Here is a 23,852-nt window from a genome sequence, read left to right as displayed (position 1 = left end):
CTCCAGATGTCGGATTCCTGCGCGATCGACGAACTGGGTGGCAATTCCGTTCGACCGGAATCGATCGTACGGGACGTCAACGAAAGAGTCGGAGGGTCACACATGCGCAAGTGGGGGCCGCTGGTCGCGGTCTGTCTGGGAACGTTCATGCTCCTCCTGGACGTCACAATCGTCACGGTGGCGCTCCCGGACATGGCGAGTTCGCTGGACGCCTCGCTGTCGAGCCTGCAGTGGGTGATCGACGTGTACGCGCTGGCGCTCGCCGCGCTGCTGCTCGGCGCGGGCGCGGGCGCCGATGTGGCCGGGCGGCGGAAGTTCTACGCGGCGGGCACGGTCCTGTTCGCGCTCTCCTCGCTGGCCTGCGGCCTCGCGAACAGCTCCGGGGTGCTGATCGCCATGCGGGCGCTCCAGGGCGTCGGCGCGGCCGCGATGTTCGCCACCACGCTGCCGCTGCTCGGCGCCGCCTACCAGGGCCGCGACCGGTCGGTCGCGCTCGGCGTGTGGGGCGCGGTCAACGGCGCGGCTGCCGCGCTCGGCCCGATCCTGGGCGGGCTGCTCACCGAGGGGTTCGGCTGGCGCTGGATATTCTTCGTCAACCTTCCGGTGAGCGCGGCCGCGGTGTGGCTGACGATCCGGGTGGTGCCCGAGTCCAGGAACCCGGCGGGCGGCCGCATCGACTGGGCGGGCACGGTGCTCTTCGCCCTCTTCGCCGGGTCGCTCACCTACGGGGCGGTCAACGCGGGGACCGACGGCTGGGGGGCCACCCGCACGCTGGTGTCCTTCGCCGTCTCGGCGCTCGCCCTGCTCGTCTTCGTGGTGGCCGAGCGCCGCGCGGCCCGGCCGCTGATGGATCTGTCGCTGCTGCGGCGCCCGGCGTTCGTGGGTGTCCTGGTGGCGGCGCTCGCCCTGAACGCGGCGGCGTTCGGTGTGCTGCCGTACACCTCGATCTGGCTCCAGACGCTGCTCGGGATGAGCCCGGTGACCGGCGGTCTCGCGCTGGTGCCGCTGGCGCTGGCGTCGTTCGCGACCTCGGCGCTCGGCGGACGGTTCCTGCACGGTGTCTCGCAGCGGCTGCTGATCTGCCTCGGGCTGCTGCTCATCGGCCTCGGCATGTTCGGCCAGGCGCTGCTCGACGCGGACTCCGACTGGAAGAGTCTGGTGGCCGGTCTCGTGGTGACCGGCGTCGGCGTCGGCCTGGTCAGCCCGGCACTCGCCTCCGCCACGCTCGCCTCGGTGCCGCAGCGCAGCAGCGGTATGGCGGCGGGAGCCATGAACTCGGTGCGCCAGCTCGGCTACGCGGTGAGCATCGCGGTCTTCGGCACCCTCGTCACCAGCCGTATGACCGACTCGCTGCACAGCGCCGAGCAGGCCCGCGCGCTCGCGGGCGGCGCGGCGGGCGCGCTGCGCGGCAGGGTCCCGGACGAGGCCCTGCACACCGCGTTCGCGACCGGTCTGAACTGGGGCGCGGTGGCGGCGGGCGGACTCGCCCTGGTGGCCGCCCTCGCGGTGTTCGCCCTGGTGCGCACCCCGTCGGCCCCGCCGGTGCAAGTCCGTACCAATGCTCCGGTCCCGGTAGAGCGGGCGTGACCAGCTCGTACAGATTCGGTGGAGAAAAACTCGCCCGAACCTGACCCCAGGGTCAGAAATGGGCCGGAGCGGGCCCGACGCGGGCCCGCTCCCTGTGTTGACCTGTGGTGATACCGGACACACCCGCACTTGCGCGCTTTCCTCGACGCCCCTCCCGTCTCCACCCCGGGTGGGGTACCGTCACCGGCGCTGTGCGGAGCGCCACAAGGAGCAAGGTATTGCGCGAGTTCACTGTCCCACCCATGGCGACGGCGCCTCACGTCGGCGGGCTGGCGGATGTCGTGTACGACCATGCGCTGGACGACCCGCACCGGGTCGCGCTGGCGCGCAAGGACGCCTCGGGCCAGTGGCAGGACGTGACCTCCGGACAGTTCCGCGACGAGGTGTTCGCGCTCGCCAAAGGCCTGATCGCGGACGGGGTCCGGTTCGCCGACCGGGTCGCGATCATGGCCCGTACCCGGTACGAGTGGACGCTGTTCGACTTCGCGCTCTGGTCCATCGGCGCCCAGCCGGTGCCCATCTATCCGACGTCATCCGCCGAGCAGGTCTTCTGGATGCTCCATGACTCCGAGGTCACGGCGTGTGTGGTGGAGCACGAGGACCACGCCATGACCATCGGCTCGGTGGTCGACCGGCTGCCGCACCTCAAACGGCTGTGGCAGCTGGACGCGGGCGCGCTGCCCGAACTCCTCGCGCTGGGCGCGCAGATCGACGACGACGTGGTCCACCGCCATCGGCGCGCGGTGACGCCCGAGTCGACCGCGACCGTCATCTACACCTCCGGCACGACCGGCCGCCCCAAGGGCTGTGTGATCACCCACGCCAACTTCATGTTCGAGGCGGACACGGTGATCGCCCGCTGGGAGCCGGTCTTCCACTCCCGGCCCGGCGACGAGGCCGCGACGCTGCTCTTCCTGCCGCTGGCGCACGTCTTCGGGCGGATGGTGGAGATCGCGGCGATCCGCGGCCGGGTCAAGCTCGGCCATCAGCCGGCGCTCTCCGCGTCCGCGCTGCTCCCCGACCTCCAGTCACTGCGGCCCACCTTCATCCTGGCGGTCCCGTACATCTTCGAGAAGGTCTTCAACGCGGCCCGCCGCAAGGCGGAGGCGGAGGGCCGGACCGGGCCGTTCGACAAGGCCGTCGACATCGCCGTGAAGTACGCGGAGGCGATGGAGCAGAAGGCGTTCGGTCTGGGGCCCGGGCCGTCGGCCGCGCTGCGGATGCAGCACCAGTTCTTCGAGAAGGTCGTGTACGGCCGGGTCCGGGAGGCGATGGGCGGGCGGGTGCGGCACGCGATGTCCGGCGGCTCCAGCATGGGCCGCCGCCTCGGCCTGTTCTTCGCCGGCGCGGGCGTCACGATCTACGAGGGGTACGGGCTGACCGAGTCCACGGCCGCCGCCACCGCCAACCCGCCCGAGCGCACCCGGTTCGGCACCGTGGGGCAGCCGGTGCCGGGCACCACCGTGCACATCGCGGAGGACGGAGAGGTGTGGCTGCACGGCGGCCAGGTGTTCTCCGGGTACCTCAACGAGCCCAAGGCCACCGAGCGGGTGCTCAAGGACGGCTGGCTGGCCACCGGCGACATCGGCGCCCTCGACGAGGACGGGTATCTGACCATCACCGGCCGCAAGAAGGAGATCCTGGTGACCTCCGGCGGCAAGAGCGTCTCGCCGGTGGCCCTGGAGGAGCGGGTGCGGGCGCATCCGCTGGTGGCCCAGTGCATCGTCGTCGGCAACGACCGCCCCTACATCGCGGCCCTGGTCACCCTCGACCAGGAGGGCGTGGACCACTGGCTCTCGCTGCGCGGCAAACCGTCGCTGACCCCCTCCGAGCTGGTCCGGGACCCGGATCTGGAGATGGAGGTGCGGCGTGCGGTGGTGGCCGCCAACACGCTGGTCTCGCAAGCCGAGTCGATCCGGACGTTCCGGATCCTCGCCCATCAGTTCACCGAGGAGCACGGTCTGCTCACCCCGTCGCTGAAACTCAAGCGGCGCGCGATCGAGGAGGCCTACACGGTGGAGGTGGACGCCTTGTACCGCTGAGCCGTCGCGGTACAGGGCGTCCCGTAAATCTCTCCCCTCTCCCATCAACCGGTGTACCGGCCGACGAGCGCCGATCGGGTCGGCGTCGCGATCGGGAATGGTTCGGTCGCCTTGATCGTTGAGCAGTGAGTACCAGACCGACGACGTAAGGATCGACCGCTCGTGAGCAAGGTCCCCTCCATCACCCTCAACAACGGCGTCGAGATGCCGCAGCTCGGTTTCGGTGTCTGGCAGGTGCCGGACGACGAGGCCGCGCAGGCGGTGAGCACCGCGATCGAGGCCGGATACCGGTCGATCGACACCGCCGCCATCTACGAGAACGAAGTGGGCACCGGAAAGGCGATCGCGTCGGCCGGTGTGGCGCGCGAGGAGCTGTTCGTCACCACGAAGCTGTGGAACAGCGCGAACGAGACGTGGACGCGCGACGGTGTGCTGCGCGAGTTCGACGCCTCCCTGTCGAAGCTCGGCCTCGACTACGTCGACCTGTATCTGATCCACTGGCCGCGCGCGATGCGCGAGGACTACGTGACGATCTGGAACGCGTTCGGCGAGATCGCCAAGAGCGGCCGCGCCAAGGCGATCGGCGTCTCCAACTTCAAGGAGCCGCAGCTGCGCCGCGTCATCGACGAGTCGGGCGTCGTCCCGGCCGTCAACCAGGTGGAGCTCCACCCGCAGCTCGCCCAGGACGAGCTCCGCGCCTTCCACGCCGAGCACGGCATCGCCACCGAGGCCTGGTCGCCGCTGGGCCAGGGCAAGGACCTCCTTCAGGTCCCGACGATCGTTGCGATCGCACAGAAGTACGCGAAGACCCCGGCCCAGGTCGTGCTGCGCTGGCACCTCCAGCTCGGCACCATCGCCATCCCCAAGTCGGTGACGCCCTCGCGCATCGCCGAGAACTTCGACGTGTTCGGCTTCGAGCTCGACACGGAGGACATGACGGCGATCGCCGCCCTCAACGAGTCCAAGCGGCTGGGTCCGGACCCGGACGACTTCGACTGGAACTGAGCCCGGCCGCAGCCGAGTACGCAGTCGGGAAGTGACGCGGTACGCCGATGCCGCCGACCGGGACAGCCCGGGCGGCGGCATCGGTGCGTTCGGAGGGACCTATCCGTCCCGCCTCGCCGTATGGATCGAGCGCGCGGCCAGCATGAACACATCCTGGCGCCGCGCCAGAGACGCCTCGTCCGCCGGGTCGAGCAGCCGCCGCACCACCGCCTGGTCCTCCGGCGCCAGCTCCTGGCCGACCGCCTCCCACGCCCAGCTGAAGTCGTTCACGACCTGCTCGCGCACCTCCGGCTCCAGCGGCGCCGGGCGGTCGATGAGGAAGGTGCGGGTGCCCGTCGGCGTCAGGCCGGCCGACGCGAGCAGCGCCGCCCAGTCCTCGGTCTCCTCCTTGGCCCCGGGCAGCTCCGCCCGCATCCGGCTGAACCACTCGTCCACCACGACGTCGAACCGCGCCTGGAGTCCGGGCCGCCCCATCCCGATGTCGCGCGGCAGATACCGGCTCGGCAGGCCACCCTCGACGAGCGCCATGGTGCCGCCGGGCCGCAGCAGTTCGGCGAACCGCGCGAGCGCCGCGCGCTGGTCGCCGATGTGGTGCAGCGAGTTGCCCGCCCAGATGAGATCGGCCTCGCCCAACTCCCCGATGCCGTCCGGGAGTTCGGCCTCGATCGTGCTGAACCGGTCCGCCAGACCGAGGCGTTCCGCCCGCGCCCGCGCATGGTCCAGGAGCGGGCGTGCGGCGTCGACCGCGACGACCTCCGCCGCCGGGAACACCTCGGCGAGCAGGCAGGTCACCACGCCCGGGCCGCTGCCGATGTCGAGGATGCGGCGCACCTCGCCCAGCGGCCGCCGCTCACCGATCCAGGCCGCGGCCTGCCGGTAGACGGGCGAGTACAGCTCGCCGCTGCGCACCAGCATCGGCGCCATGGACGCCCAGTCGAGGTCGCTGTGGTCGTGGCCATGCGCATGCCCGTGGCGGTGCGCACCGCGACCGCCGTGGCCGCCGTGGCCGCCGTCCGCACCGTGGCCGCCGCTCGCATCGCTGTCGTGGCCGTCGTGGCCGTGAATGTCGCTCATGGCTCCACCCTGCCCTCGTACGCCACCGATCCGGGAGATTCCTTGCCGTTCCGGCAAAACGCGCGGTGATCCTGGGGGCTGATTCCCCGTACCCGTTTGAAGGCGGCACTCAGCGCGAAGGCCCCGCCGTATCCCACCCGGCGGGCGATCGCCTCGACGGTGGCGTCCGTCTCCCGCAGCAGATCGGCGGCCAGCGCGAGCCGCCACCCCGTGAGGTACGCCATCGGCGGCTCTCCCACCAGCTCGCCGAACCGCCGCGCGAGCCCGGCCTGCTGGTGACGTACGGGCTCGCCGAGCCGGAGGCCGAGTGGCTGGCGGGCCTGTTCACGACCCTGCTCGACGGCCACAACTCCTCGACCACGGACGGCGTCCAGCGCGTCCTCGGCCGCGAACCCAAGGCGTTCGCGGACTTCGTGCGGGACGCCGCGGCGGCCGGCGACTGGCAGCTCCCGGAGGGACGATGAGTGGTGGAAAAACTCCTGGACAGTGACTCTCCAGCCATATGACCGAAACCAGCCGTGATCAAAACCACACCCATAGTGAGCACCTGATTACGGCATAAGGGGCTTGTCGTTCGCCCCTAAGTCATTCCTTCGGACTAGGTTCTTGTCTGTCACTGCATTCTTGACGACGCGCGCTACAAAGGACCTGACCGATGGACGATAACGAATCCCTGGCAGAGCGATTCGAGGAGAACCGGCCGCGCCTGCGGGCGGTCGCCTACCGGATGCTCGGCTCACTGAGCGAAGCCGAGGACGCCGTCCAGGAAGCCTGGTTGCGGGCCGACAGCTCCAGCGCGGGCGTGGAGAACCTGAACGGCTGGCTGACGACGGTCGTCTCCCGGGTCTGCCTGGACATGCTGCGCTCGCGCCAGGCCCGGCGCGAGGACCCGCTGGACGTCCATGTGCCCGACCCGATCGTCAGCCGGCCCGACCGGATCGACCCCGAGCACGAGGCGCTGCTCGCCGACTCGGTGGGGCTGGCGCTGCTGGTCGTGCTGGACACGCTGGCCCCGGCCGAGCGGCTGGCGTTCGTGCTGCACGACATGTTCGGCGTGCCGTTCGAGGAGATCGCCACGATCGTGGACCGCACCCCGGCCGCGACCCGGCAGCTGGCGAGCCGGGCGCGCCGCCGGGTGCAGGGCACGGCCGCCCCGGACCCGGACCTCAACCGGCAGCGGAAGGTGGTCGACGCGTTCCTCACGGCCGCGCGCGGCGGCGACTTCGACGCGCTGCTCGCCACCCTCGACCCGGACATCGTGCTGCGCGCCGACTACGGCCGCGGCTCGCTCACCCCGAACAAGACGGTGCTGGGCGCGCACGCGGTGGTCCAGAACGCGCTCTCGTTCAAGCAGTACTCCCAGTACGCCCAGCTGGCCCTGGTCAACGGCGCGATGGGCGTGGTCAACGCACCGCAGGGCACGCCGATGGCGGTGCTCGGCTTCACCGTCCGGGACGACCGGATCGTCGAGATCAACATCCTCGCGGACCTGGAGCGGCTGCGCCGGGTCGACGTCTCGGTGCTCGACGCCTGACCCGACGCGCTCCCCGAGCCACGGCCGCGGGCGTCAGCCCGCGCCGTGGCCGGCGGCGATCGCCTCGACGCGGTGCGCCAGCTCGAAGTCCTTCTCGGTGACCGCGCCGCCCGCGTCGTGCGAGTTCACGGTGAGGGCCACCGTGTTGTAGCCGAGGGTCAGATCCGAGTGGTGGTTCAGCTCGTCCTGGATCTGGGCGATGTGGATCACCATCGCGGTGGCCGCGAAGTGCGAGGCGAGTGAAAAGGTGCGGCCGATGCGGTCCCGGCCGTCCGAGAGCGACCAGCCCGGCAGTTCGCGCAGGCGGTCCTCGATGTCCTTCTGCGACAGCGGCTCAACGGGCATGACCGGACTCCTTACGAGGCGATGACGGTGCGGTGTGGGACGCGGCGTCCGCGACTGTGTCTCCGTAGCGTCGCCCCTATGCGTGTACTTGTCACGGGAGGCGCGGGCTTCATCGGCTCGCAGATCGTCTCGGCCCTCTCCTCCCGGGGCCATGAACCGGTCGTCCTCGACCGCGCGGTCCACCCGGCCGACGACGTCCGCGACCCGGCGGCGGTCGCCCGCGCGCTGCGCGGTGTCGACGCCGTCTGCCACCAGGCAGCCATGGTGGGCCTGGGCGCCGACTTCGCCGACGCGCCCGACTACGTGTCCCACAACGACCTGGGCACGGCGGTGCTGCTGGCCGCCATGGCCGAGGCACAGGTGCGCGACCTCGTCCTCGCCGGGTCGATGGTGGTGTACGGGGAGGGGCGCTACGACTGTGTGCGTCACGGGCCCGTACGCCCCGGGCCCCGGCCGTACGAGGAGCTGGCGGCGGGCCGGTTCGAGCCGCTCTGCCCGCACTGCGCGGCGCCGCTGACGCCGGGTCTGGTCTCGGAGAACGCGCCCGTCGACCCGCGCAACGTGTACGCGACGACCAAGCTGGCGCAGGAGCACCTGGCGGCTGCCTGGGCGCGGGCGACCGGGGGCCGGGCGGTGTCGCTGCGCTACCACAATGTGTACGGGCCGGGGATGCCGCGCGACACGCCGTACGCGGGCGTCGCGTCCTTCTTCCGCTCGGCGCTCGCGCGCGGCGAGGCGCCCCGGGTCTTCGAGGACGGCCGCCAGCGCCGTGACTTCGTGCACGTACGCGATGTGGCGGCGGCGAACGCGGTGGCCCTGGAGGCCGTACGGGACCGGGCCCCGGGCGCCCTCACCGCGTACAACACGGGCAGCGGGACCCCGCACACGGTCGGCGAGATGGCCGGGGCGCTGGCCGACGCGTACGGCGGTCCGGCGCCGGTGGTGACCGGCGAGTACCGGCTCGGCGACGTCCGGCACATCACCGCCGACTCGGCCCGGCTGCGCGAGGAGCTGGGCTGGCGCCCGGCGGTGGGGTTCGCCGAGGGGATGACGGAGTTCGCGCGGGCCGAGCTGCGGCCGGTGGCACCCGTGACCTGATCCGGCGGACCGTTGGGCGACAGAACAGTCAGGCTGTCAGGCCGTCAGGAGCGGGCCGCCGGGAGTATCAGCTCGAAGCGGCAGCCGCCGTGCACATTGTGGACGGCGGCGCTGCCCGCGTGGGCCTCGACGATGCCCCGCACGATCGCCAGGCCCAGACCCGCGCCGCCCGGCGGGGTACGGGCCTCGGTGCCGCGCCAGCCGGTGTCGAAGACGCGGGTCAGATCGTCGTCCGGGATGCCGCCGCAGCCGTCGGTCACCGAGAGCACCACCGACTCCGCGCGGGCCTCGGCGGCGACCGCGACCGTGCCGTCGGCCGGGGTGTGCCGGATCGCGTTGACCAGCAGGTTGGCCAGGACCCGGGTCATCTCCTTGCCGTCGACCTCGACCGGGACGGGCTCGACGCGTTCGCCCACCAGCCGTACGCCGTGCTCGCGGGCGAGCGGGTCGGCGCCCGCCAGCGCGTCGCCGACCAGGTCGTGCACGGACATCCGGGCCGGGTTGAGGGCGAGCGCGCCGGCGTGGATGCGGGAGAGCTCGAAGAGGTCGCCGACCATGCCGTTGAGCCGTTCGACCTCGGTGCGGATCTGCCGGAAGTAGCGGTCGGGGTCCTTGGCCATGCCGTCCTCCAGGGCCTCGGCCATGGCCCGCAGCCCCGCGAGCGGGGTGCGCAGATCGTGCGAGATCCAGGCGACGAGCTCGCGGCGGGAGGTCTCAAGGGCGCGTTCGCGCTCGCGGGAGGCGGACAGTTTGGCGCTGGTGGCGGCGAGCTCGCGGCTGAGCGCGGCGAGTTCGGCGGTGGCCGGCCCCTCGGGTGCGGCGAAGCTGCCGCCGTCGCCGAACGAGCGTGCGGCCAGGGCGAGTTGGCGGCTGCTGGCGACGACCCGGCGGCCCAGGATGAGCGCGGTGGCGAGCGAGACGGCCGCGGCCATGGCGATGACGAGGGTGACGACCTTCAGGTCGTGCGAGGACAGGAACATCTCCCAGGCCACCGCGAGCGTCCCGGCGAGCATCGCGGTGACGGCGACGGCCGCCACGACGGCGAGGGACGCGGTGACGGAACGGTGGCGCAGCAGCCGCAGCGCGAGCGCCCCGAGCAGGCCCGCGGCCCCGGCGCCGAGGAAGGCGTAGACGGCGATGAGGAGGATGTCGCGCACGTCAGCCCTCCGCCCCGGCGCCGGGGGCGTCCGCCTCGGCGCCGGACGCCTGCGTTCCGGCTTGGCTCTGCTCGGGCGGCGCCTCCTGGACCGGCTCCCCCTCGAACCGGTACCCCACCCCCCACACCGTCTGGATCAGCCGCGGTTTGGCCGGGTCGTCCTCGATCTTGCCGCGCAGCCGTCGCACATGGACCGTGACCGTCGACAGATCGCCGAACTCCCAGCCCCACACGTCGTGCATCAGCCGTTCCCGGGTGATCGCCTCGCCCGGGTGGCCGACCAGATACGCCAGCAGGTCGAACTCCCGCAGGGTCAGGGCGAGTTCGCGGCCCTGCTTGGAGGCGCGGCGGGCGGCCGGGTCCAGGACGATGCCCGCGCGGCTGATCCGCGGCCCCGGCAGCGCGGCGGCGCGACTGCGGCGCAGCACGGAGTCCACGCGCAGCACCAGCTCGCGCGGACTGAACGGCTTGGTCACGTAGTCGTCCGCCCCTATCTCCAGGCCGAGCACCCGGTCGCCCTCGTCGCCGCGCGCGGTGAGCATGATCACCGGTACCGGCCCGGTGCCCCGCAGCGTACGGCAGACCTCCAGGCCGTCCATACCGGGAAGCATGAGGTCGAGGACGACCAGGTCGGGCCAGCGCGCGGCGGCCGTGCGCAGGGCGGCGGGCCCGTCGGCCGCGTGGTCGACCTGGTACCCGGCGCGTTCCAGATAGCCGGTGACGACCTCGGCCACGGTCGGGTCGTCGTCGACGACGAGGATGCGGTGCTGAGCGTTCTGCATGGCCCAAGCGTCGCACCCGCCGGGAGGCGGTGTCTGTGCCCGGATGGCGGACCGATACGGACGTCCGTGTTTCGTAAGAAGCCGATGTCCCGATTTGTCCGCTTCAACTTCGTACCGTGTGGGACGTGACCGACTCGATCCCCACGACGGTGGACGTCGTACTCCCCTGCCTCGACGAAGCCGAGGCACTGCCCTGGGTGCTGGCCCGGATCCCCGACGGCTGGCGGGCCCTGGTCGTCGACAACGGCTCGACCGACGGCTCGGCCGACATCGCCCGCGCGCTCGGCGCGACCGTCGTGCACGAGGCCCGGCGCGGCTTCGGCGCGGCCTGCCACGCCGGGCTGCTCGCGGCCGAGGCCGAGTACGTCTGCTTCTGCGACTGCGACGGCTCGCTCGATCCCGCCCTCCTCGATTCCTTCGTACGGGAAGTGGCCCGCGGTGACGCCGATCTCGTCCTCGGCCGGCGTCGGCCCACCGCGCGCGGGGCCTGGCCGCCGCACGCGCGGGCCGGGAACCTGGCCCTGGCCCGGATGCTGCGCCGGCGCACCGGGATGCGCCTGCACGACCTCGGCCCGCTGCGGGCGGCCCGCCGCGCCGCACTGCTCGACCTGGGCATCGCCGACCGGCGCAGCGGCTATCCGCTGGAGATGGTGGTGCGCGCCTCGGACGCCGGGTGGCGGGTGCGCGAGCGGGACGTGCCGTATCTGCCGCGTACGGGAAAGTCGAAGGTGACCGGCACCTGGCGGGGCACCTGGCACGCGGTGCGGGACATGCGGGCGGTGCTCGCCCTGCCGGCCGGGCCCGGCCGGACGGCCACCGCGGCGAGCGCCCGGTGACGGCCCGCAGCGCGCCGGTCGCCCTCCTGGTGATCGCCAAGGCGCCGGTGCCGGGCCGGGTCAAGACCCGGCTGACCCCGCCGTACTCGCCCGAGGAGGCCGCCCGGCTCGCCGAGGCGGCGCTCGCCGACACGCTCGACGCGGTGCTCGCGGCCCCGGCGCGCCGCCGGATCCTGGTCCTCGACGGCGCCCCCGGCCGCTGGCTCCCGCCGGGCATCGAGGTCGTCCCGCAGTGCGCGGGGGGCCTGGACGAACGGCTGGCGGCGGCCTTCGCGCTCGACCCGGGCCCTACCCTGCTGATCGGGATGGACACCCCGCAGGTGACCCCGGCGCTGCTGGCCCCGGCGCTGTGCGAGCGGCCGCCGGGCGAGGCGTGGTTCGGCCCGGCGGCCGACGGCGGCTTCTGGTCCCTCGGCCTGACCTCCCCCGACCCGGCGCTGCTGCGCGGGGTGCCCATGTCCGTACCCCACACGGGCGCGGTCCAGCGGCGGCGGCTGCTCGACGCGGGTCTGACGGTCCGTGATCTGCCGCCGCTGCGCGATGTCGACACGGCGGACGACGTACGGGAGGTGACGGCCCGGGCGCCGCACGGACGGTTCGCGCGGGCGGTCGCCGAGGCCGGGGCCCGGCGGCGGGACTTCGCCCGATGACCACGACCGCCGCGGCCGTGACGCCCGCGGCCCTCGCCTGGCGGGCCGACCCGTACACGGACGCGATCCGCAGCGGGCGCGGGCCGCTGTTCCTGCACCGGCACGACGGCTGGCTGCTGCCGCTGGAGGTGGAGCGGTGGTGCGCCGCGCCGGACGCGGCCGATCTGACCGTGCTGCGGCGATGTCGCGGCGCCGTGCTCGACATCGGGTGCGGTCCCGGGCGTCTGGTGGTGGCGCTCGCGGCGCTCGGCACGGCCGCGCTGGGCGTCGACGTGAGCCCCGAGGCCGTCCGGCGCACCCAGCGCTCGGGCGGCAGCGCCCTGTGCCGGTCGGTCTTCGACCCGCTGCCGGGCGAGGGCCGCTGGCAGACCGCACTGCTCGTCGACGGCAATGTCGGCATCGGCGGCGACCCGGCCGCGCTGCTCGCCCGCGCGGCCCAACTGGTCGAGCGCAAGGGCCAGTTGATTGTGGAGGTGGCGCCGTTCGACGTGGACGAGAGCGTCGAGGTGCGGGTCGCCGACGGCCGGGGCGCCTTCGGGTCCGGCTTCCCCTGGTCCCGGCTCGGCACCGCCGCCCTGCTCCGCTACGCGCACGCCACCGGCTGGTACGCGGCGCACCGCTGGACGTCGTCCGGACGCCCTTTCGTCGCGCTGCGCAGACGGTGAACGCGACGGAAAGGGCCCGGACTCGGCGTCGCCGCCAGGTCCGGGCCCACCCCCGTCACCCCGTGGTGGGGGGCATCAACTGATGTTCAGCGCCGTGTCGTCGACGACGAACGACGTCTGCAGGCTGACGTCCTCGGTGCCGTTGAACTTGATGGTCACCGTGGACCCCGCGAGCGAGGACAGGTCGAACGTCTTCAGCGCGTAACCGGTGTTCTTGTTGAGGTTGGAGTAGGTCGCCAGGGTGGTCGAGCCGGCCGTCACCGTCAGCTTGTCGTAGGCGGTGTTGGCGGTCGTCTCGCTGGTGTCGATGTGCAGGTAGAAGCTGAGGCTCGCGTGGCAGCCGGCCGGGATGGACACGGTCTGCGAGAGCGTGTCGGTGTGGGTGGTGCCGTAGCCGTCCAGCCACGCCTTCCACGAGCCGGAGTGCGCGGGCTCGCTGCTGCTGTTGTCGATCACACCGGCCGTGGCGGACCAGGGGGCCGCGGAGCCGGTCTCGAAGCCGGGGTTGCCGAGCAGCTGGGCGGGCTGGCAGCCGCCGCCGGGCTGGTTGACGGTCCAGCTGAACGAGGTGCTGCCGGAGGCCTGGGTGGCGTCCTTGACGGTGACGCTCACGTTGGAGGTGCCGGCGGCCGTCGGGGTGCCGGAGATCAGACCGGTCGAGGAGTTGATGGACAGACCGGCCGGCAGACCCGAGGCGCTGTAGGTCAGGGTCTGGCTGGTGTCCGAGTCGGTGGCCTTGATCTGGAGCGATACGGCGGTGTTGATCTGGGAGCTCTGGTTGCCCGGGTTGCTCACCGTGATGGTGTTGCCGGTGCTGGTGCCGCCGGTGAACGCCGCGGCGCCGTTCGGGGTGCCGAGGCCCGTCGGGCCGTCGTAGCCGGTGCCCGCCTGGCAGAGGTAGTTGCCGCAGGAGCCGTTGGCGCCGGACGTCACGTCGTTGAGCGACGAGGCGTGGGCGTACGGGTAGGAGGCCGGGTAGCTGCCCGAGGCCGGGGTGCCCGCCAGGGCGTAGACGCCCGCGATGATCGGCGAGGAGGCGCTGGTGCCGCCGTACACGTTCCAGCCGGTGGCCTGGTAACTGTCGTACACCGCGAGGCCGGTGGCCGGGTCGGCGACGGCCGAGACGTCGGCGACAGTGCGCTTCTGGCAGCCGCTGTCCGACTGCCAGGACGGCTTGGGGTCGTACGCGGAGCAGCCGGAGCCCGCGCCCTGGCCGCCGGAGCTGGTGCCCCAGACGGACTCGGACCAGCCGCGCGCGTTGCTCGCGCGGCTCAGCGAGGTGCCGCCGACCGAGGTCACGTACTGGGAGGCGGCCGGGTACTCGACGCCGTAGCCGCTGTCACCGGAGGAGACGGTGATGGCGACGCCGGGGTGGTTGAAGTACGAGGAGTCCGACGACGGGTCGGTGGCGTCCTCGCTGCCGCCGTAGCTGTTGGAGACGTACTTGGCGCCCATGGTGACCGCGCGGTTCACCGCGGTACCCAGGTCGGCCATCGAGGGCTGGTTCGCCTCGACGAGCAGGATGTGGCACGACGGGCAGACGGCGCTGACCATGTCGACGTCGAGGGAGATCTCACCGGCCCAGCCGGAGTCGGCCGTGGGGTAGCTGGTGCCGCCGTTCTGGTCCACCTTCTTGAAGCAGCCGTTGGCCGTGGTGCAGGCGGGCAGACCGTACTGCGAGCGGTAAGTGGCCAGGTCCGACTCGGCGTTGGGGTCGTCGTAGGCGTCGACGATCGCCACGGTGGCGCCGGAGCCGCCCGACGGCAGGGCGTAGGCGCTCTGGAGGTCGGAGGGGCCGTAGCCGGACGGCGCGGCGTTCGGCACGATGCCGAGGTGGTGCTTCACATCGGTACGGGCCAGGGCCAGGCAGGACATCCGGCCCGGCTTGGTGGCCTGGGCGCACAGCCGCTGGGTGGGGGCGGCAGTGGTCTGGGCGGCGGTAGAAGTGGCGGCGGTCGAGGTGGCGGCACTGTGCGCGGGCGCCGACGGGGCGGCGGAGACGGACGGGGCGGCGGCTATGAGCCCACCGGTGGCGAACGCGGCGAGGGACAGCAGCGCGGTGGTGGCTCGGCCGGTCGGTCTTCTGAGTCCGAAGGGTCTCTTCGCGTACATGGAACTGCCCTCCATGGGGGGTTGGCTCGCCGGGATGAGGGCGAGCGGAGGCGACTGCCCGGGGATCAATGTCGCGTGCATGACAAGATCGCCTCTGAGAAAGTGCCACCCTGCTGAGTGGTGGCATCGTTGACCGTAGGACACCCGCCCGTCGCCGACAACTCTCCTACGGCAAAGCAAAAGGCAAGGATTCTCGTCGGATTCGGCTGGATCACGCTTCACTGATCGCGCTATACCGTGGTTGACCATGGAGCCGGAACAGGAGTCGGTCAACGACCTCGTCGCCCTCGGACTGTCGCGCTACGAGGCGCGGGTCTATCTCGCGCTGGTGCGGCGCGACTCGTATACGGCCGCGCAGGTCGCCAGGGAGGCGGAGGTGCCGCGGCAGCGCGTCTACGACGTGCTGGACGGGCTCGTGCGGGCCCAGCTGGCCGTCGCGCACGGCGGGAAGGTCGCCACCTTCGGGGCGGTGGCCCCGGAGCTCGCGCTCGCCCGGCTGATGACCCGGCAGCGCGAGACCCTCGAACGGCTGGAACATGTCTCCACCGGGCTCACGGCGGCGCTGCTGCCGCTCTGGTCGGCCGGGCGCTCGCACACCGACCCGCTGGACTACATCCAGGTGCTGCGCGACCCCAAGACCATCGCCGAGCGCTTCGCGGACATCCAGGACCAGGCCGACACCGAACTCCTCACGTTCTGCCGCCCGCCGTTCGTGGCCCCCGCCGCCAACCTCCCGGGCCTCAAGGCCGCCCGGCGGCTGCGGCGGGGCGGCGGCACCGTGCGCGCCCTGTACACCTACGACGCGCTGAGCGACGACGAGGTCCTGGAGAACGTCGCCCGCTTCGGCGAGGCGGGCGAGGAGGCCCGCTTCACCGAGGAACTGCCGCTCAAACTCGTCATCGCGGACGCGTCGCTGGTGCTGTGCGACATGCCGGACCCGGTCGCGGGCACGGGCGCGACGACCGCGCTCTACATCGAGCACCCGGCCCTCGCGGCCTGCCTGCGCCTCGCGTTCCAGACGCTGTGGGACAGCGCGGAGCCGATCCAGCGCGTACGGGAGGGGGGCGCGGCGCGGCGGGGGGTGGGCACCGGCTGAGCGGTGCCGCGCGCCCCAAAGGGGCGCGGGGAACTGCGCGGCCGGCCACGCACGGTCCGCAGCCGAAAGGTCGCGTAAATCCAGCGGACCGCTCAGGACTGCACCTCGGGCGGTGGCGCCTTGGGCGGTGCGGCAGGGCCGGGCTTCGGGGCAACCGGGCCGGGGCCGGGCTTCGGTGCCACAGGACCCGGCTTGGGGGGCACAGGCGCGGGACCCGGCTTCGGCGCCACCGGCCCGGGCCGACGCGCCCGCGCGCCGGGCCCGCCCCTTCCCCGCTTCCCCACCATCACCAGCACCGTCACGACCACCACCACTCCCAGCAGCACCAGCCAGTTCCGTACGTAATCCAGCGGCAGGACCGTCACATTGACCACCGGGCCCGGTCGCAGGATGTCCGGCAGGGCGATCACCGTCAGGCAGCCCGCGGTGAGCAGCGCCGCGCGCAGCGGGCCGCGCACGCCGGGCCGCGTCGCCGCCACCCCGAGGCCCACCAGCAGCACCAGCGGGGTGATCAGACCGTCGTGCAGCACCACCGCCCCCACCAGCCACACCACCACGTCCCATGGCTGCTGCGACCAGGCGAGAAACGCCCCGAGGCCCATCAGGCCGACCCCGATCGCACCCACCGCGTACCGCGTCACCATCACCGCACCTCCAGTCGCGTGACCCACTTGGTCTGCAGCACCCCGGGCCGGTTCGGGGCGATGATGCGGGCGGGGTAGCCGTGGTCGGCGGTGAGGGTGTGACCGTTGAGCCGCAGCGCCAGCAGGGTGCGCGGGTCGCGCGCGTAGGTGCGCCCCATGTCCATCACGCGGTAGGCCCCGTGCGGCTCCAGCGAGGTCACCCGCAGCGCGGCGCCGGGCGCCCCGGCCCGCTCGGTGAGGTCCTTGATGCGCACCCCGGTCCAGTGCGCGTTCTTGCTCCACCCCTCGACGCACGCGATCGGCAGTTCCACCTCGTACTGCGCCATCGCGGCCAGCTCGTCGAGGGTCAGCTCGTACGGACGCGGCCCGACCACCGTGAGGCGCCAGGCGACCGCGTCCACGTGCGTCAGGCCCGCCTGCGCCGCCGTGCGGTTGACCGGCACGCCCAGCGGGCCGTGGTCGGGGTGGCGGGGCGCCAGCAGGTCGACGTCTTTCAGCGGGGTGACACTCTGGCCGACCGTCGTGACCGTGACCGCGCCGACCGCCACCGCGAGCCCGGTGAGCAGCGAGCGCCGGTCGGGCCCGTTCTCCGCTTCGGCCGGCAACGCGCGCGTGGCGGCCGACCGCTGCCACCAGTACGCCTTGATGTCCGGCCACTTGACCGACAGATGCAGCAGCAGAGCCCCGGTGAGCAGCCAGGCCACGGCGAAGTGCACCGGCACGAAGCTGAACGGCCAGGGATACCACTGCACCGTGTTCAGGAGGCCGGTCAGCAGCTCGAACACCGCGCCCGCCACCAGCACCGCGACCGACAGCCGCTCCAGCGCGTGCCGCACGTTCTTCAGCGCGGGCCACACGAACAGCCTCGGGTAGACCGTCCACAGCTTGCCGAAGAGCAGCGGGATCGCCGCGATCCCCACGCCGACGTGCAGGCCCTGGTTGAGCCGGTACCCCCAGCTCGGCTCGCTGGGCAGCGCATCGGCCAGCCAGCTCGGCGGATGCTGGAGGTAGTGGCTGATCACACCAGTGACCATGCAGACGAGCATGGCCACGCCGAGCAGGCGGCCGATCGCCGTCGCGGTGCGCTTGTCGTGCAGCCTGCCCCGGAACCTCGGGAGCAGCGCCGTCGGCGGCGGGGGAAGCGGAAGTCGTGACCTCATGGCTCTATGACATCCCCCACAGGGCCCTGAACAGGGCTCCCGACACCTTACGGTTCTCGGACGCGTGGTGCGCTGGGCCGTCCGGACGCGCCCCGGGCTGCGAATGTGGACGGGTGATCGCTCCGCGTACCGCCACCGCCCCGCCCGCCGACGCCCCGGCGGCCGCACCGACCGCCGTCCGCCGCACCGCGCTGACCGCCGCCCTGCTGGTCGCGCTGGCCGCCGTGCTGGCCCTGACGTTTGTCGAGGACGGCTACTACGGCCATCCCGGCGCGCTGTCGTGGTGGTACCTGGCCTGCTGGCTGCTCTTCGCGGCCGCCGCCTGGTCGCTGCGCCGGGTCCCGGCCGCGCACCGCACGGGCCTGATCCTGGCGGGCGGTGTGCTGGTCGCGGCGACCGGCCTGGCCGCACCTCCGACCACCAGCACGGACATGTTCCGCTACGCCTGGGACGGCCGGGTGCAGGCCGCCGGGATCTCCCCGTACGACCACGTCCCGGCGGACCGGGAGCTGGCGGGGCTGCGCGACTCCTGGCTCTTCCCGTCGGGCGCGGCCTGCAAGGGCCCGGACCGCGCCGGGATCGGCGAGGCGGACCGCTGCACCCGTCTCAACCGCCCCAAGGTGCACACGATTTACCCGCCGGTGGCCGAGGTGTACTTCCTCGGCGTCCATGAGCTCTCGCCCCCCGGCGCCCGCCACAAGCCGCTCCAGGTGGGCGGCGCCCTGCTGGCGGTGGCCACCACGGGCGTCCTGCTGCTGATCCTGCGCCGACGCGGGGACGTGCGCGGGGCCGCGTACTGGGCGTGGTGCCCGGCGGTGCCGATCGAGGCGGTGAACAACGCGCATGTGGACGGGCTCGCGGTGCTGTTCACGGTGGCGGGCCTCGGGGCGGTGGCGGGCGTCTGGCCGAGGCTGCGCGGGGCGCGCGGCAACGCCGTCGGGGGTCTGCTCATCGGGGCCGGGGTCGCCGCCAAGATGCTCCCGGCCGTGGTGCTGCCCGGCGCGCTCTCGGGTGTGCTCGCCGGGCGGCGCCCCAACTGGCGGCGCGCCGCGAGCGTCCTCGTCCCCACGGCCGGATGCGTCGCGCTCTCCTACCTCCCGTACGTCCTTGTCTCGCACGCGTCCGTCTTCGGCTATCTCGGCGGGTACGCGGAGGAGGAGGGGTACGACGACGCCTCGGCCCGCAGCCGGTACGGGCTGGTCCGGCTTGTGCTGCCGGACGGCTGGGCGCTGCCCGGCGCCCTCGTCGTGGTGGCGCTCGTCGTGCTGTACGTGCTGCGCCGGGGCGATCCGCGACGCCCGTGGAGCGGCGCCCTGCTGGTGCTCGGCTGGGCCTTCCTGCTGATGACGCCGGGCTACTCCTGGTACGCGCTGCTGCTGGTCGCCCTGGTCGCCCTGGACGGCCGGTGGGAATGGCTGGCGGTCGCGGCCGCCGGCGCCGTCTGCTACGTCACCGCGCGGGCGATGCCGCACTCCTTCGACCTCGTCCGCACCTCGGCCTACGCGGTCGCGGCGGCGATCGCGCTCGCCGGGTGGGTGCTGCGGCGCCGGGCGTTGTCAGTGGCCCGGGTTACTGTCTGAACCATGACGACAACTGCCGTGATCGACACCGGAGTCGGACCGATGCTGCGCGGCTGGCGCGAGCAGCGCCGGATCAGCCAGTTGGAACTGGCCCTGCGCGCGGACTCGTCGGCGCGGCACATCAGCTTCATAGAGACCGGCAGGTCACGGCCGAGCGAGGAGATGATCCTGCGCCTCGCCGAGCACCTTGAGGTCCCGGTGCGCGAGCGCAACGCCCTGCTCCTGGCGGCCGGTTACGCCCCGCAGTTCACCGAGACACCGCTGGACGACCCGTCGATGGACGCCCTGCGCGAGGGCATGGAGCGGCTGCTGCGGGGGTACGAGCCGTTCCCGGCGCTGATAGTCGACGGGACGTACACCGTCCTGGCCGCCAACCGGGGCATCGCGATGCTCCTGGAAGGCGTCCCGGAGCGGCTGCTCGCTCCCCCGCTGAACGCGATGCGCCTGACCCTCCACCCGGAGGGCCTGGCGCCGCGCATCCGCAACATCCGCCAGTGGCGCGGACATCTGCTGGAACAGATGGAGCGCCAGATAGCCCTGATGCGCTCGGACGCGCTCCGTGCGCTGTACGAGGAGGTCGCCGCGCACCCCGTGCCGGACACGGCGGACGACGACACCCCGGACCACGCCCTGTTCCCCTTCGCGCTGCCGCTGCGCGTCGAACACCGGGGGACGGTCCTGTCGTTCATCTCGACGATCGCCACGTTCAACACCCCGATGGATGTGACCGTGTCGGAGCTGGCCATCGAGACGTTCCTGCCCGCCGACAAGCAGACGGCGGCCTACCTCCAGACGACCCTGGCGTAGCCTCCCCGCCTGACAGGCGGGCGGGCACCCGTCCCGGTCAGGCCGTGGGCGGGACCCGGTCCAGGAAGCCGTGCACGGTGCGGATGCGGCCGTCCGCCGCGAGCGCGATCACATCGGACCCGGCGACGGGCGCCGAGCCGTCCGCCACCGACACCAGCTCCCAGCGGAACCGCGCCACGTCGTGGTGCCCGTCCACGCCCCCGTCGAGGCGGAACTCGAAGCCCGGGAACTGCTGGTGGGCCCCGGCGATGAGGGCCGCTATGCCGTCGTGGCCGGTGACGTCGGCGAGCGGGTCGGTGTAGCCGCCGTCCTCGCTCCAGGCGGCGCCGACCGCCTTGGCCAGCTCCTCGGCGGAGCCGGTGGCGTTCCACGCCTCGAAGTAGCGGGCGACGGCGGTCTCGTAACGGTTGTCGGACATGGGGAATCAGCCTCCATCAAGGACGGGAGAGAACACTGGTCGGACCGGGCCCCGACCGGAGTGCGCCGCCCGGGACCCGATGGCTCAACCTTGCCGCCGGGGCCCACCCCGGGTCGATTACCGCCGAGGTAATGCCGTACGCCACCCAATTACCCTTCCCCGCCGACCCCTTGTAGCGGGCACGATCACCGCCGTAGCCTCCGGACCGTGTCCCTCCGCGCCTTGGACGTCACGGACGTCCACTACGTCGAATCCCTCTCCCCCGGCGGCGGACGAGCGCTGCTGCCGCCTCGTGCCTGGTACGCCGCCTCGGACGCCGCCCGGCTCTCGCTGAACGGCCGGTGGCGCTTCCGGCTCGCGGCGGCCGCCGACGCCCACGACGACGCCTTCGCCGCCCCCGGGTACGACACCGAGGGCTGGGACGAGGTGCGGGTGCCCGGGCACTGGGTGCTCCAGGGCGACGGGGCCTTCGGCGGGCCGATCTACACCAACCACCTCTATCCGTTCCCGGTCGACCCGCCCCGCGTACCGACCGAGAACCCGACCGGCGACCATCTGCGGGTCTTCGATCTGCCGGGCGACTGGCCGCCCGCCGGTGACGGCGAGGCCGTGCTGCGCTTCGACGGCGTCGAGTCGTGCGCGCGGGTGTGGCTGAACGGCGAGGAGCTCGGCCACTTCAAGGGCAGCAGGCTCGCGCACGAGTTCGCGGTCGGGCCGCTGCTCAGGGCGCGCGGGAACGTGCTGGCGGTGCGGGTGCACCAGTGGTCGGCGGGCTCGTATCTGGAGGACCAGGACCAGTGGTGGCTGCCCGGCATCTTCCGGGACGTCACCCTGCTGCACCGGCCCGAGGGGTGCGTCGCGGACTTCTTCGTGCACGCCGGGTACGACCACCGCACCGGCGAGGGCACCGTGCGGGTCGACTCCGAGGTCCCCGGGCGCGTCATGGTGGCAGAGCTCGGCATCGACATCGCCACCGGCGACGCGGTGAGCCTGCCGGTCGAGCCGTGGACGGCCGAGACCCCGCGCCTGTACGACGGGGTGCTTGCCACGGCGGGCGAGCGCGTCCCGCTGCGGATCGGCTTCCGTACGGTCGCCGTTGAGGACGGTCTGCTCCGGGTCAACGGGCGCCCGCTGCTGTTCCGAGGCGTCAACCGGCACGAGTTCCATCCCACGAACGGCCGCGCCCTCGATCTGGAGACCATGCGCCGCGATGTGGTCCTGATGAAGCGTCACCACATCAACGCCGTGCGCACCAGCCACTATCCGCCGCACCCCGCCTTCCTCGACCTCTGCGACGAGCTCGGGCTGTGGGTCGTGGACGAGTGCGATCTGGAGACCCATGGCTTTGTCGAGCAGGAGTGGCGCGACAACCCGGTCGACGACGACCGCTGGACCCCGGCGCTGCTCGACCGCGCCACCCGGATGGTCGAACGCGACAAGAACCACCCGTCGGTCGTCGTCTGGTCGCTCGGCAACGAGTGCGGCACCGGACGCGGCCTGACCGCCATGGCCGCCGCGATCCGCGCCCGCGACACCTCCCGCCCGCTGCACTACGAGGGCGACCCCGACTGCCGCGACACCGACCTGTACTCCCGCATGTACGCCTCGCACGCCGAGGTCGAGCGGATCGGCCGACGCCTGGACGGCGGCACTCTGAAGCGCCGTCAACTGCCCTTCATCCTCTGCGAGTACGCCCACGCCATGGGCAACGGACCCGGCGGCCTCGCCGACTACCAGCGTCTTTTCGACACCTACGAGCGCTGCCAGGGCGGTTTCGTCTGGGAGTGGATCGACCACGCCCTCGCCCACCCGGCGTACGGCTACGCCTACGGCGGCGACTTCGGCGAGGAACTGCACGACGGCAACTTCGTCTGCGACGGGCTCGTCTTCGCCGACCGCACACCGTCGCCCGGACTGATCGAGTACATGAAGGCGATCGAGCCGGTGCGCATCGAGGGCGACGCCATCGAGGGCACGGCCCGGATCACCAACCGGTACGACTTCGCGGACCTGCGCGGCCTCGCCTTCACCTGGTCGTACGAGGTGGACGGCGAGCCCGTGGCGACCGGCACCCTCGCGGTGCCCGCGCTCGACCCGGGCGAGTGGGTCGAGGTGAAACTCCCCGAACCGCCGGCCGGGGCGGCCGGGACCGCCGAGACCCGGTGGACGATACGGGCGGTCCTCGCGGACGGGACGGCGTGGGGGCCGCCGGGCCATGTGATGGCATGGGCCCAACTACCCGTATCCGGCGCCCGGTTGACGTCACCTGCGACAGGCGCCCGCCCCGTCCGGTCCGGCGCACTGATCACGCTCGGCCCGGCCGTCTTCGACGCCCGTAGCGGTGCGCTCAGGTCCGTAGGTGAGGTGGCGGTCGCCGGGCCGCGCCTCGATGTGTGGCGCGCGCCCACCGACAACGACAACGGCGCGTCCTGGCAGCCGGATCCGCGCTACGGGCCGCTCTGGCGCGAGCTGGGGCTGCACCGGATGCAACACCGGCTCGACGCCGTGGAGTTGCTGGACGACGCGCTTGTCGTACGCACCCGGGTGGCGCCCGCCGCCCGCGAGGTGGGGTTCGCCACCGCGTACCGCTGGACGTCGGACGGAACCCGGCTGCGACTGACGGTCTCGGTCGTCCCGGAGGGCGACTGGAAGGTGCCGCTGCCCCGGCTCGGCATTCGGCTCGGCCTGCCGGGCGCCGCGTCCGGCGACGGCGGGCCCGTGCCGGTGAGGTGGTTCGGCGGCGGTCCGGGCGAGGCGTATCCGGACACCGCGACCGCCTCGGCTATCGGCCTGTGGCACTCGGATGTGGACGCGCTCCAGACCCCCTACGTACGACCGCAGGAGAACGGCGCCCGCGCCGACGTGCGCTGGGCGGAGGTGGGCGGGCTGCGCGTCGAGGGAGAGCCGCCGTTCTGGTTCACGGCCCGGCGGTGGACGACCGAACAGCTCGACGCCGCAGGGCACTTGACGGACCTGGCGCCCGGCGACACCGTCTGGCTCAACCTCGACCACCGCCAGCAGGGCATCGGCTCGCAGTCCTGCGGCCCGGGCCCACTGCCGCAGTACCAACTGCACGCGGATGAAGCGGAGTTCACCTTCACCTTCGCGCAACTCCCGCGCTGAGACGGGACGTGCCGCTCGCGGGCCCCGGGGAGTCCCGCGAGCCGCCCCTACCCCGTTCGGCCTCATCCCGCAACCGGGCGCGGGCCCCCGTCTCCGGGGTCCGCAGGGCGGTCACCACCGGTCCCGGCCACCCGGGTG

Annotated in this window: 20 protein-coding genes and 1 pseudogene; 12 read left to right on the top strand and 9 right to left on the bottom strand. The window is 72.7% G+C overall.

Annotation, left to right across the window (positions count from 1 at the left end):
• Positions 1-102: 102 nt before the first annotated feature.
• The 3 genes from ACGFRG_RS15645 to ACGFRG_RS15635 all read left to right on the top strand — a co-directional run bounded on the left by ACGFRG_RS15645 (position 103) and on the right by ACGFRG_RS15635 (position 4,634).
• Positions 103-1,587: a DHA2 family efflux MFS transporter permease subunit gene (locus tag ACGFRG_RS15645; RefSeq protein ID WP_361419428.1), complete on the top strand. Its 1,485-nt coding sequence runs from the start codon at positions 103-105 to the stop codon at positions 1,585-1,587.
• Between the two features lie 242 nt (positions 1,588-1,829).
• Positions 1,830-3,629 carry an AMP-binding protein gene (locus ACGFRG_RS15640; RefSeq protein WP_361419431.1) on the top strand — a complete coding sequence of 600 codons (1,800 nt, stop codon included), beginning with the start codon at positions 1,830-1,832 and terminating at the stop codon, positions 3,627-3,629.
• Between the two features lie 162 nt (positions 3,630-3,791).
• On the top strand, positions 3,792-4,634 hold the full coding sequence (locus ACGFRG_RS15635) for an aldo/keto reductase (protein WP_361419434.1): 843 nt from the start codon (positions 3,792-3,794) through the stop codon (positions 4,632-4,634).
• A gap of 99 nt (positions 4,635-4,733) precedes the next feature.
• On the opposite strand, the gene ACGFRG_RS15630 is transcribed toward ACGFRG_RS15635, so the two are convergent.
• Entirely contained in the window at positions 4,734-5,708 is a 975-nt protein-coding gene (locus ACGFRG_RS15630) for a class I SAM-dependent methyltransferase (RefSeq protein ID WP_393264192.1), read from the bottom strand.
• Positions 5,709-5,770: 62 nt separating this feature from the next.
• Positions 5,771-5,980, bottom strand: a pseudogene (locus ACGFRG_RS15625) (helix-turn-helix transcriptional regulator); the annotation flags it as partial.
• Between the two features lie 383 nt (positions 5,981-6,363).
• On the opposite strand from ACGFRG_RS15625, the gene ACGFRG_RS15620 reads away from it, so the two are divergent.
• Positions 6,364-7,242 (top strand): sigma-70 family RNA polymerase sigma factor, encoded by an 879-nt coding sequence (locus tag ACGFRG_RS15620; protein WP_361419437.1) that lies wholly within the window; start codon positions 6,364-6,366, stop codon positions 7,240-7,242.
• A 33-nt stretch (positions 7,243-7,275) separates the two neighbouring features.
• Here the strand turns inward: ACGFRG_RS15620 and ACGFRG_RS15615 are convergent, their stop codons facing one another.
• A complete protein-coding gene (locus tag ACGFRG_RS15615) occupies positions 7,276-7,587 on the bottom strand; it encodes a 4a-hydroxytetrahydrobiopterin dehydratase (protein WP_361419440.1) in 312 nt (103 codons plus the stop codon).
• A gap of 78 nt (positions 7,588-7,665) precedes the next feature.
• Here ACGFRG_RS15615 and ACGFRG_RS15610 point away from each other — a divergent pair, with 78 nt between their 5' ends.
• Positions 7,666-8,685 carry an NAD-dependent epimerase/dehydratase family protein gene (locus ACGFRG_RS15610; protein ID WP_361419443.1) on the top strand — a complete coding sequence of 340 codons (1,020 nt, stop codon included), beginning with the start codon at positions 7,666-7,668 and terminating at the stop codon, positions 8,683-8,685.
• Between the two features lie 44 nt (positions 8,686-8,729).
• On the opposite strand, the gene ACGFRG_RS15605 is transcribed toward ACGFRG_RS15610, so the two are convergent.
• A complete protein-coding gene (locus tag ACGFRG_RS15605) occupies positions 8,730-9,842 on the bottom strand; it encodes a HAMP domain-containing sensor histidine kinase (RefSeq protein ID WP_361419446.1) in 1,113 nt (370 codons plus the stop codon).
• Position 9,843: 1 nt separating this feature from the next.
• A complete protein-coding gene (locus ACGFRG_RS15600) occupies positions 9,844-10,623 on the bottom strand; it encodes a response regulator transcription factor (RefSeq protein WP_361419449.1) in 780 nt (259 codons plus the stop codon).
• Between the two features lie 125 nt (positions 10,624-10,748).
• On the opposite strand from ACGFRG_RS15600, the gene ACGFRG_RS15595 reads away from it, so the two are divergent.
• Genes ACGFRG_RS15595 through ACGFRG_RS15585 form a run of 3 tightly spaced genes read left to right on the top strand, consistent with a single transcriptional unit; the run spans position 10,749 to position 12,774 of the window.
• The gene (locus tag ACGFRG_RS15595; RefSeq protein ID WP_393264187.1) at positions 10,749-11,459 is read left to right on the top strand and encodes a glycosyltransferase family 2 protein; all 711 of its coding nucleotides are present in this window, start codon (positions 10,749-10,751) and stop codon (positions 11,457-11,459) included.
• Positions 11,456-12,109 carry a DUF2064 domain-containing protein gene (locus ACGFRG_RS15590; protein WP_393264185.1) on the top strand — a complete coding sequence of 218 codons (654 nt, stop codon included), beginning with the start codon at positions 11,456-11,458 and terminating at the stop codon, positions 12,107-12,109. The genes ACGFRG_RS15595 and ACGFRG_RS15590 overlap by 4 nt, the downstream gene beginning before the upstream one ends.
• Positions 12,106-12,774 carry a methyltransferase domain-containing protein gene (locus ACGFRG_RS15585; RefSeq protein WP_393264182.1) on the top strand — a complete coding sequence of 223 codons (669 nt, stop codon included), beginning with the start codon at positions 12,106-12,108 and terminating at the stop codon, positions 12,772-12,774. The genes ACGFRG_RS15590 and ACGFRG_RS15585 overlap by 4 nt, the downstream gene beginning before the upstream one ends.
• Positions 12,775-12,849: 75 nt before the next feature.
• Here ACGFRG_RS15585 and ACGFRG_RS15580 read toward each other — a convergent pair whose 3' ends face one another.
• Positions 12,850-14,886 (bottom strand): putative Ig domain-containing protein, encoded by a 2,037-nt coding sequence (locus ACGFRG_RS15580; protein ID WP_361419461.1) that lies wholly within the window; start codon positions 14,884-14,886, stop codon positions 12,850-12,852.
• A gap of 247 nt (positions 14,887-15,133) precedes the next feature.
• On the opposite strand from ACGFRG_RS15580, the gene ACGFRG_RS15575 reads away from it, so the two are divergent.
• Complete coding sequence (locus ACGFRG_RS15575) at positions 15,134-15,982, top strand: helix-turn-helix domain-containing protein (RefSeq protein ID WP_361419464.1); 849 nt, start codon at positions 15,134-15,136, stop codon at positions 15,980-15,982.
• Positions 15,983-16,074: 92 nt separating this feature from the next.
• Here ACGFRG_RS15575 and ACGFRG_RS15570 read toward each other — a convergent pair whose 3' ends face one another.
• On the bottom strand, positions 16,075-16,626 hold the full coding sequence (locus tag ACGFRG_RS15570) for a hypothetical protein (RefSeq protein ID WP_393264179.1): 552 nt from the start codon (positions 16,624-16,626) through the stop codon (positions 16,075-16,077).
• Positions 16,626-17,786, bottom strand: coding sequence for a molybdopterin-dependent oxidoreductase (locus ACGFRG_RS15565; protein WP_361419470.1), 1,161 nt, complete (start codon positions 17,784-17,786; stop codon positions 16,626-16,628). Before ACGFRG_RS15565 ends, ACGFRG_RS15570 begins: the two co-directional genes overlap by 1 nt.
• Before the next feature lie 113 nt (positions 17,787-17,899).
• On the opposite strand from ACGFRG_RS15565, the gene ACGFRG_RS15560 reads away from it, so the two are divergent.
• Both ACGFRG_RS15560 and ACGFRG_RS15555 read left to right on the top strand, forming a co-directional pair.
• Positions 17,900-19,366: a glycosyltransferase family 87 protein gene (locus ACGFRG_RS15560; protein ID WP_361419473.1), complete on the top strand. Its 1,467-nt coding sequence runs from the start codon at positions 17,900-17,902 to the stop codon at positions 19,364-19,366.
• 3 nt (positions 19,367-19,369) lie between these two features.
• Positions 19,370-20,173, top strand: a complete 804-nt coding sequence (locus ACGFRG_RS15555) for a helix-turn-helix transcriptional regulator (RefSeq protein ID WP_361419476.1) — start codon at positions 19,370-19,372, stop codon at positions 20,171-20,173.
• 37 nt (positions 20,174-20,210) lie between these two features.
• On the opposite strand, the gene ACGFRG_RS15550 is transcribed toward ACGFRG_RS15555, so the two are convergent.
• Positions 20,211-20,591 (bottom strand): nuclear transport factor 2 family protein, encoded by a 381-nt coding sequence (locus tag ACGFRG_RS15550; RefSeq protein WP_361419479.1) that lies wholly within the window; start codon positions 20,589-20,591, stop codon positions 20,211-20,213.
• 207 nt (positions 20,592-20,798) lie between these two features.
• On the opposite strand from ACGFRG_RS15550, the gene ACGFRG_RS15545 reads away from it, so the two are divergent.
• On the top strand, positions 20,799-23,714 hold the full coding sequence (locus ACGFRG_RS15545) for a glycoside hydrolase family 2 TIM barrel-domain containing protein (protein ID WP_393264174.1): 2,916 nt from the start codon (positions 20,799-20,801) through the stop codon (positions 23,712-23,714).
• Positions 23,715-23,852 lie beyond the last annotated feature (138 nt).

Origin of the sequence: Streptomyces sp. NPDC048696, assembly GCF_043198895.1 — a bacterium.
Classification (GTDB): domain Bacteria; phylum Actinomycetota; class Actinomycetes; order Streptomycetales; family Streptomycetaceae; genus Streptomyces.
Note: the sequence above shows the minus strand (reverse complement) of the source record. Positions and strands in the feature narration are given on the sequence as shown.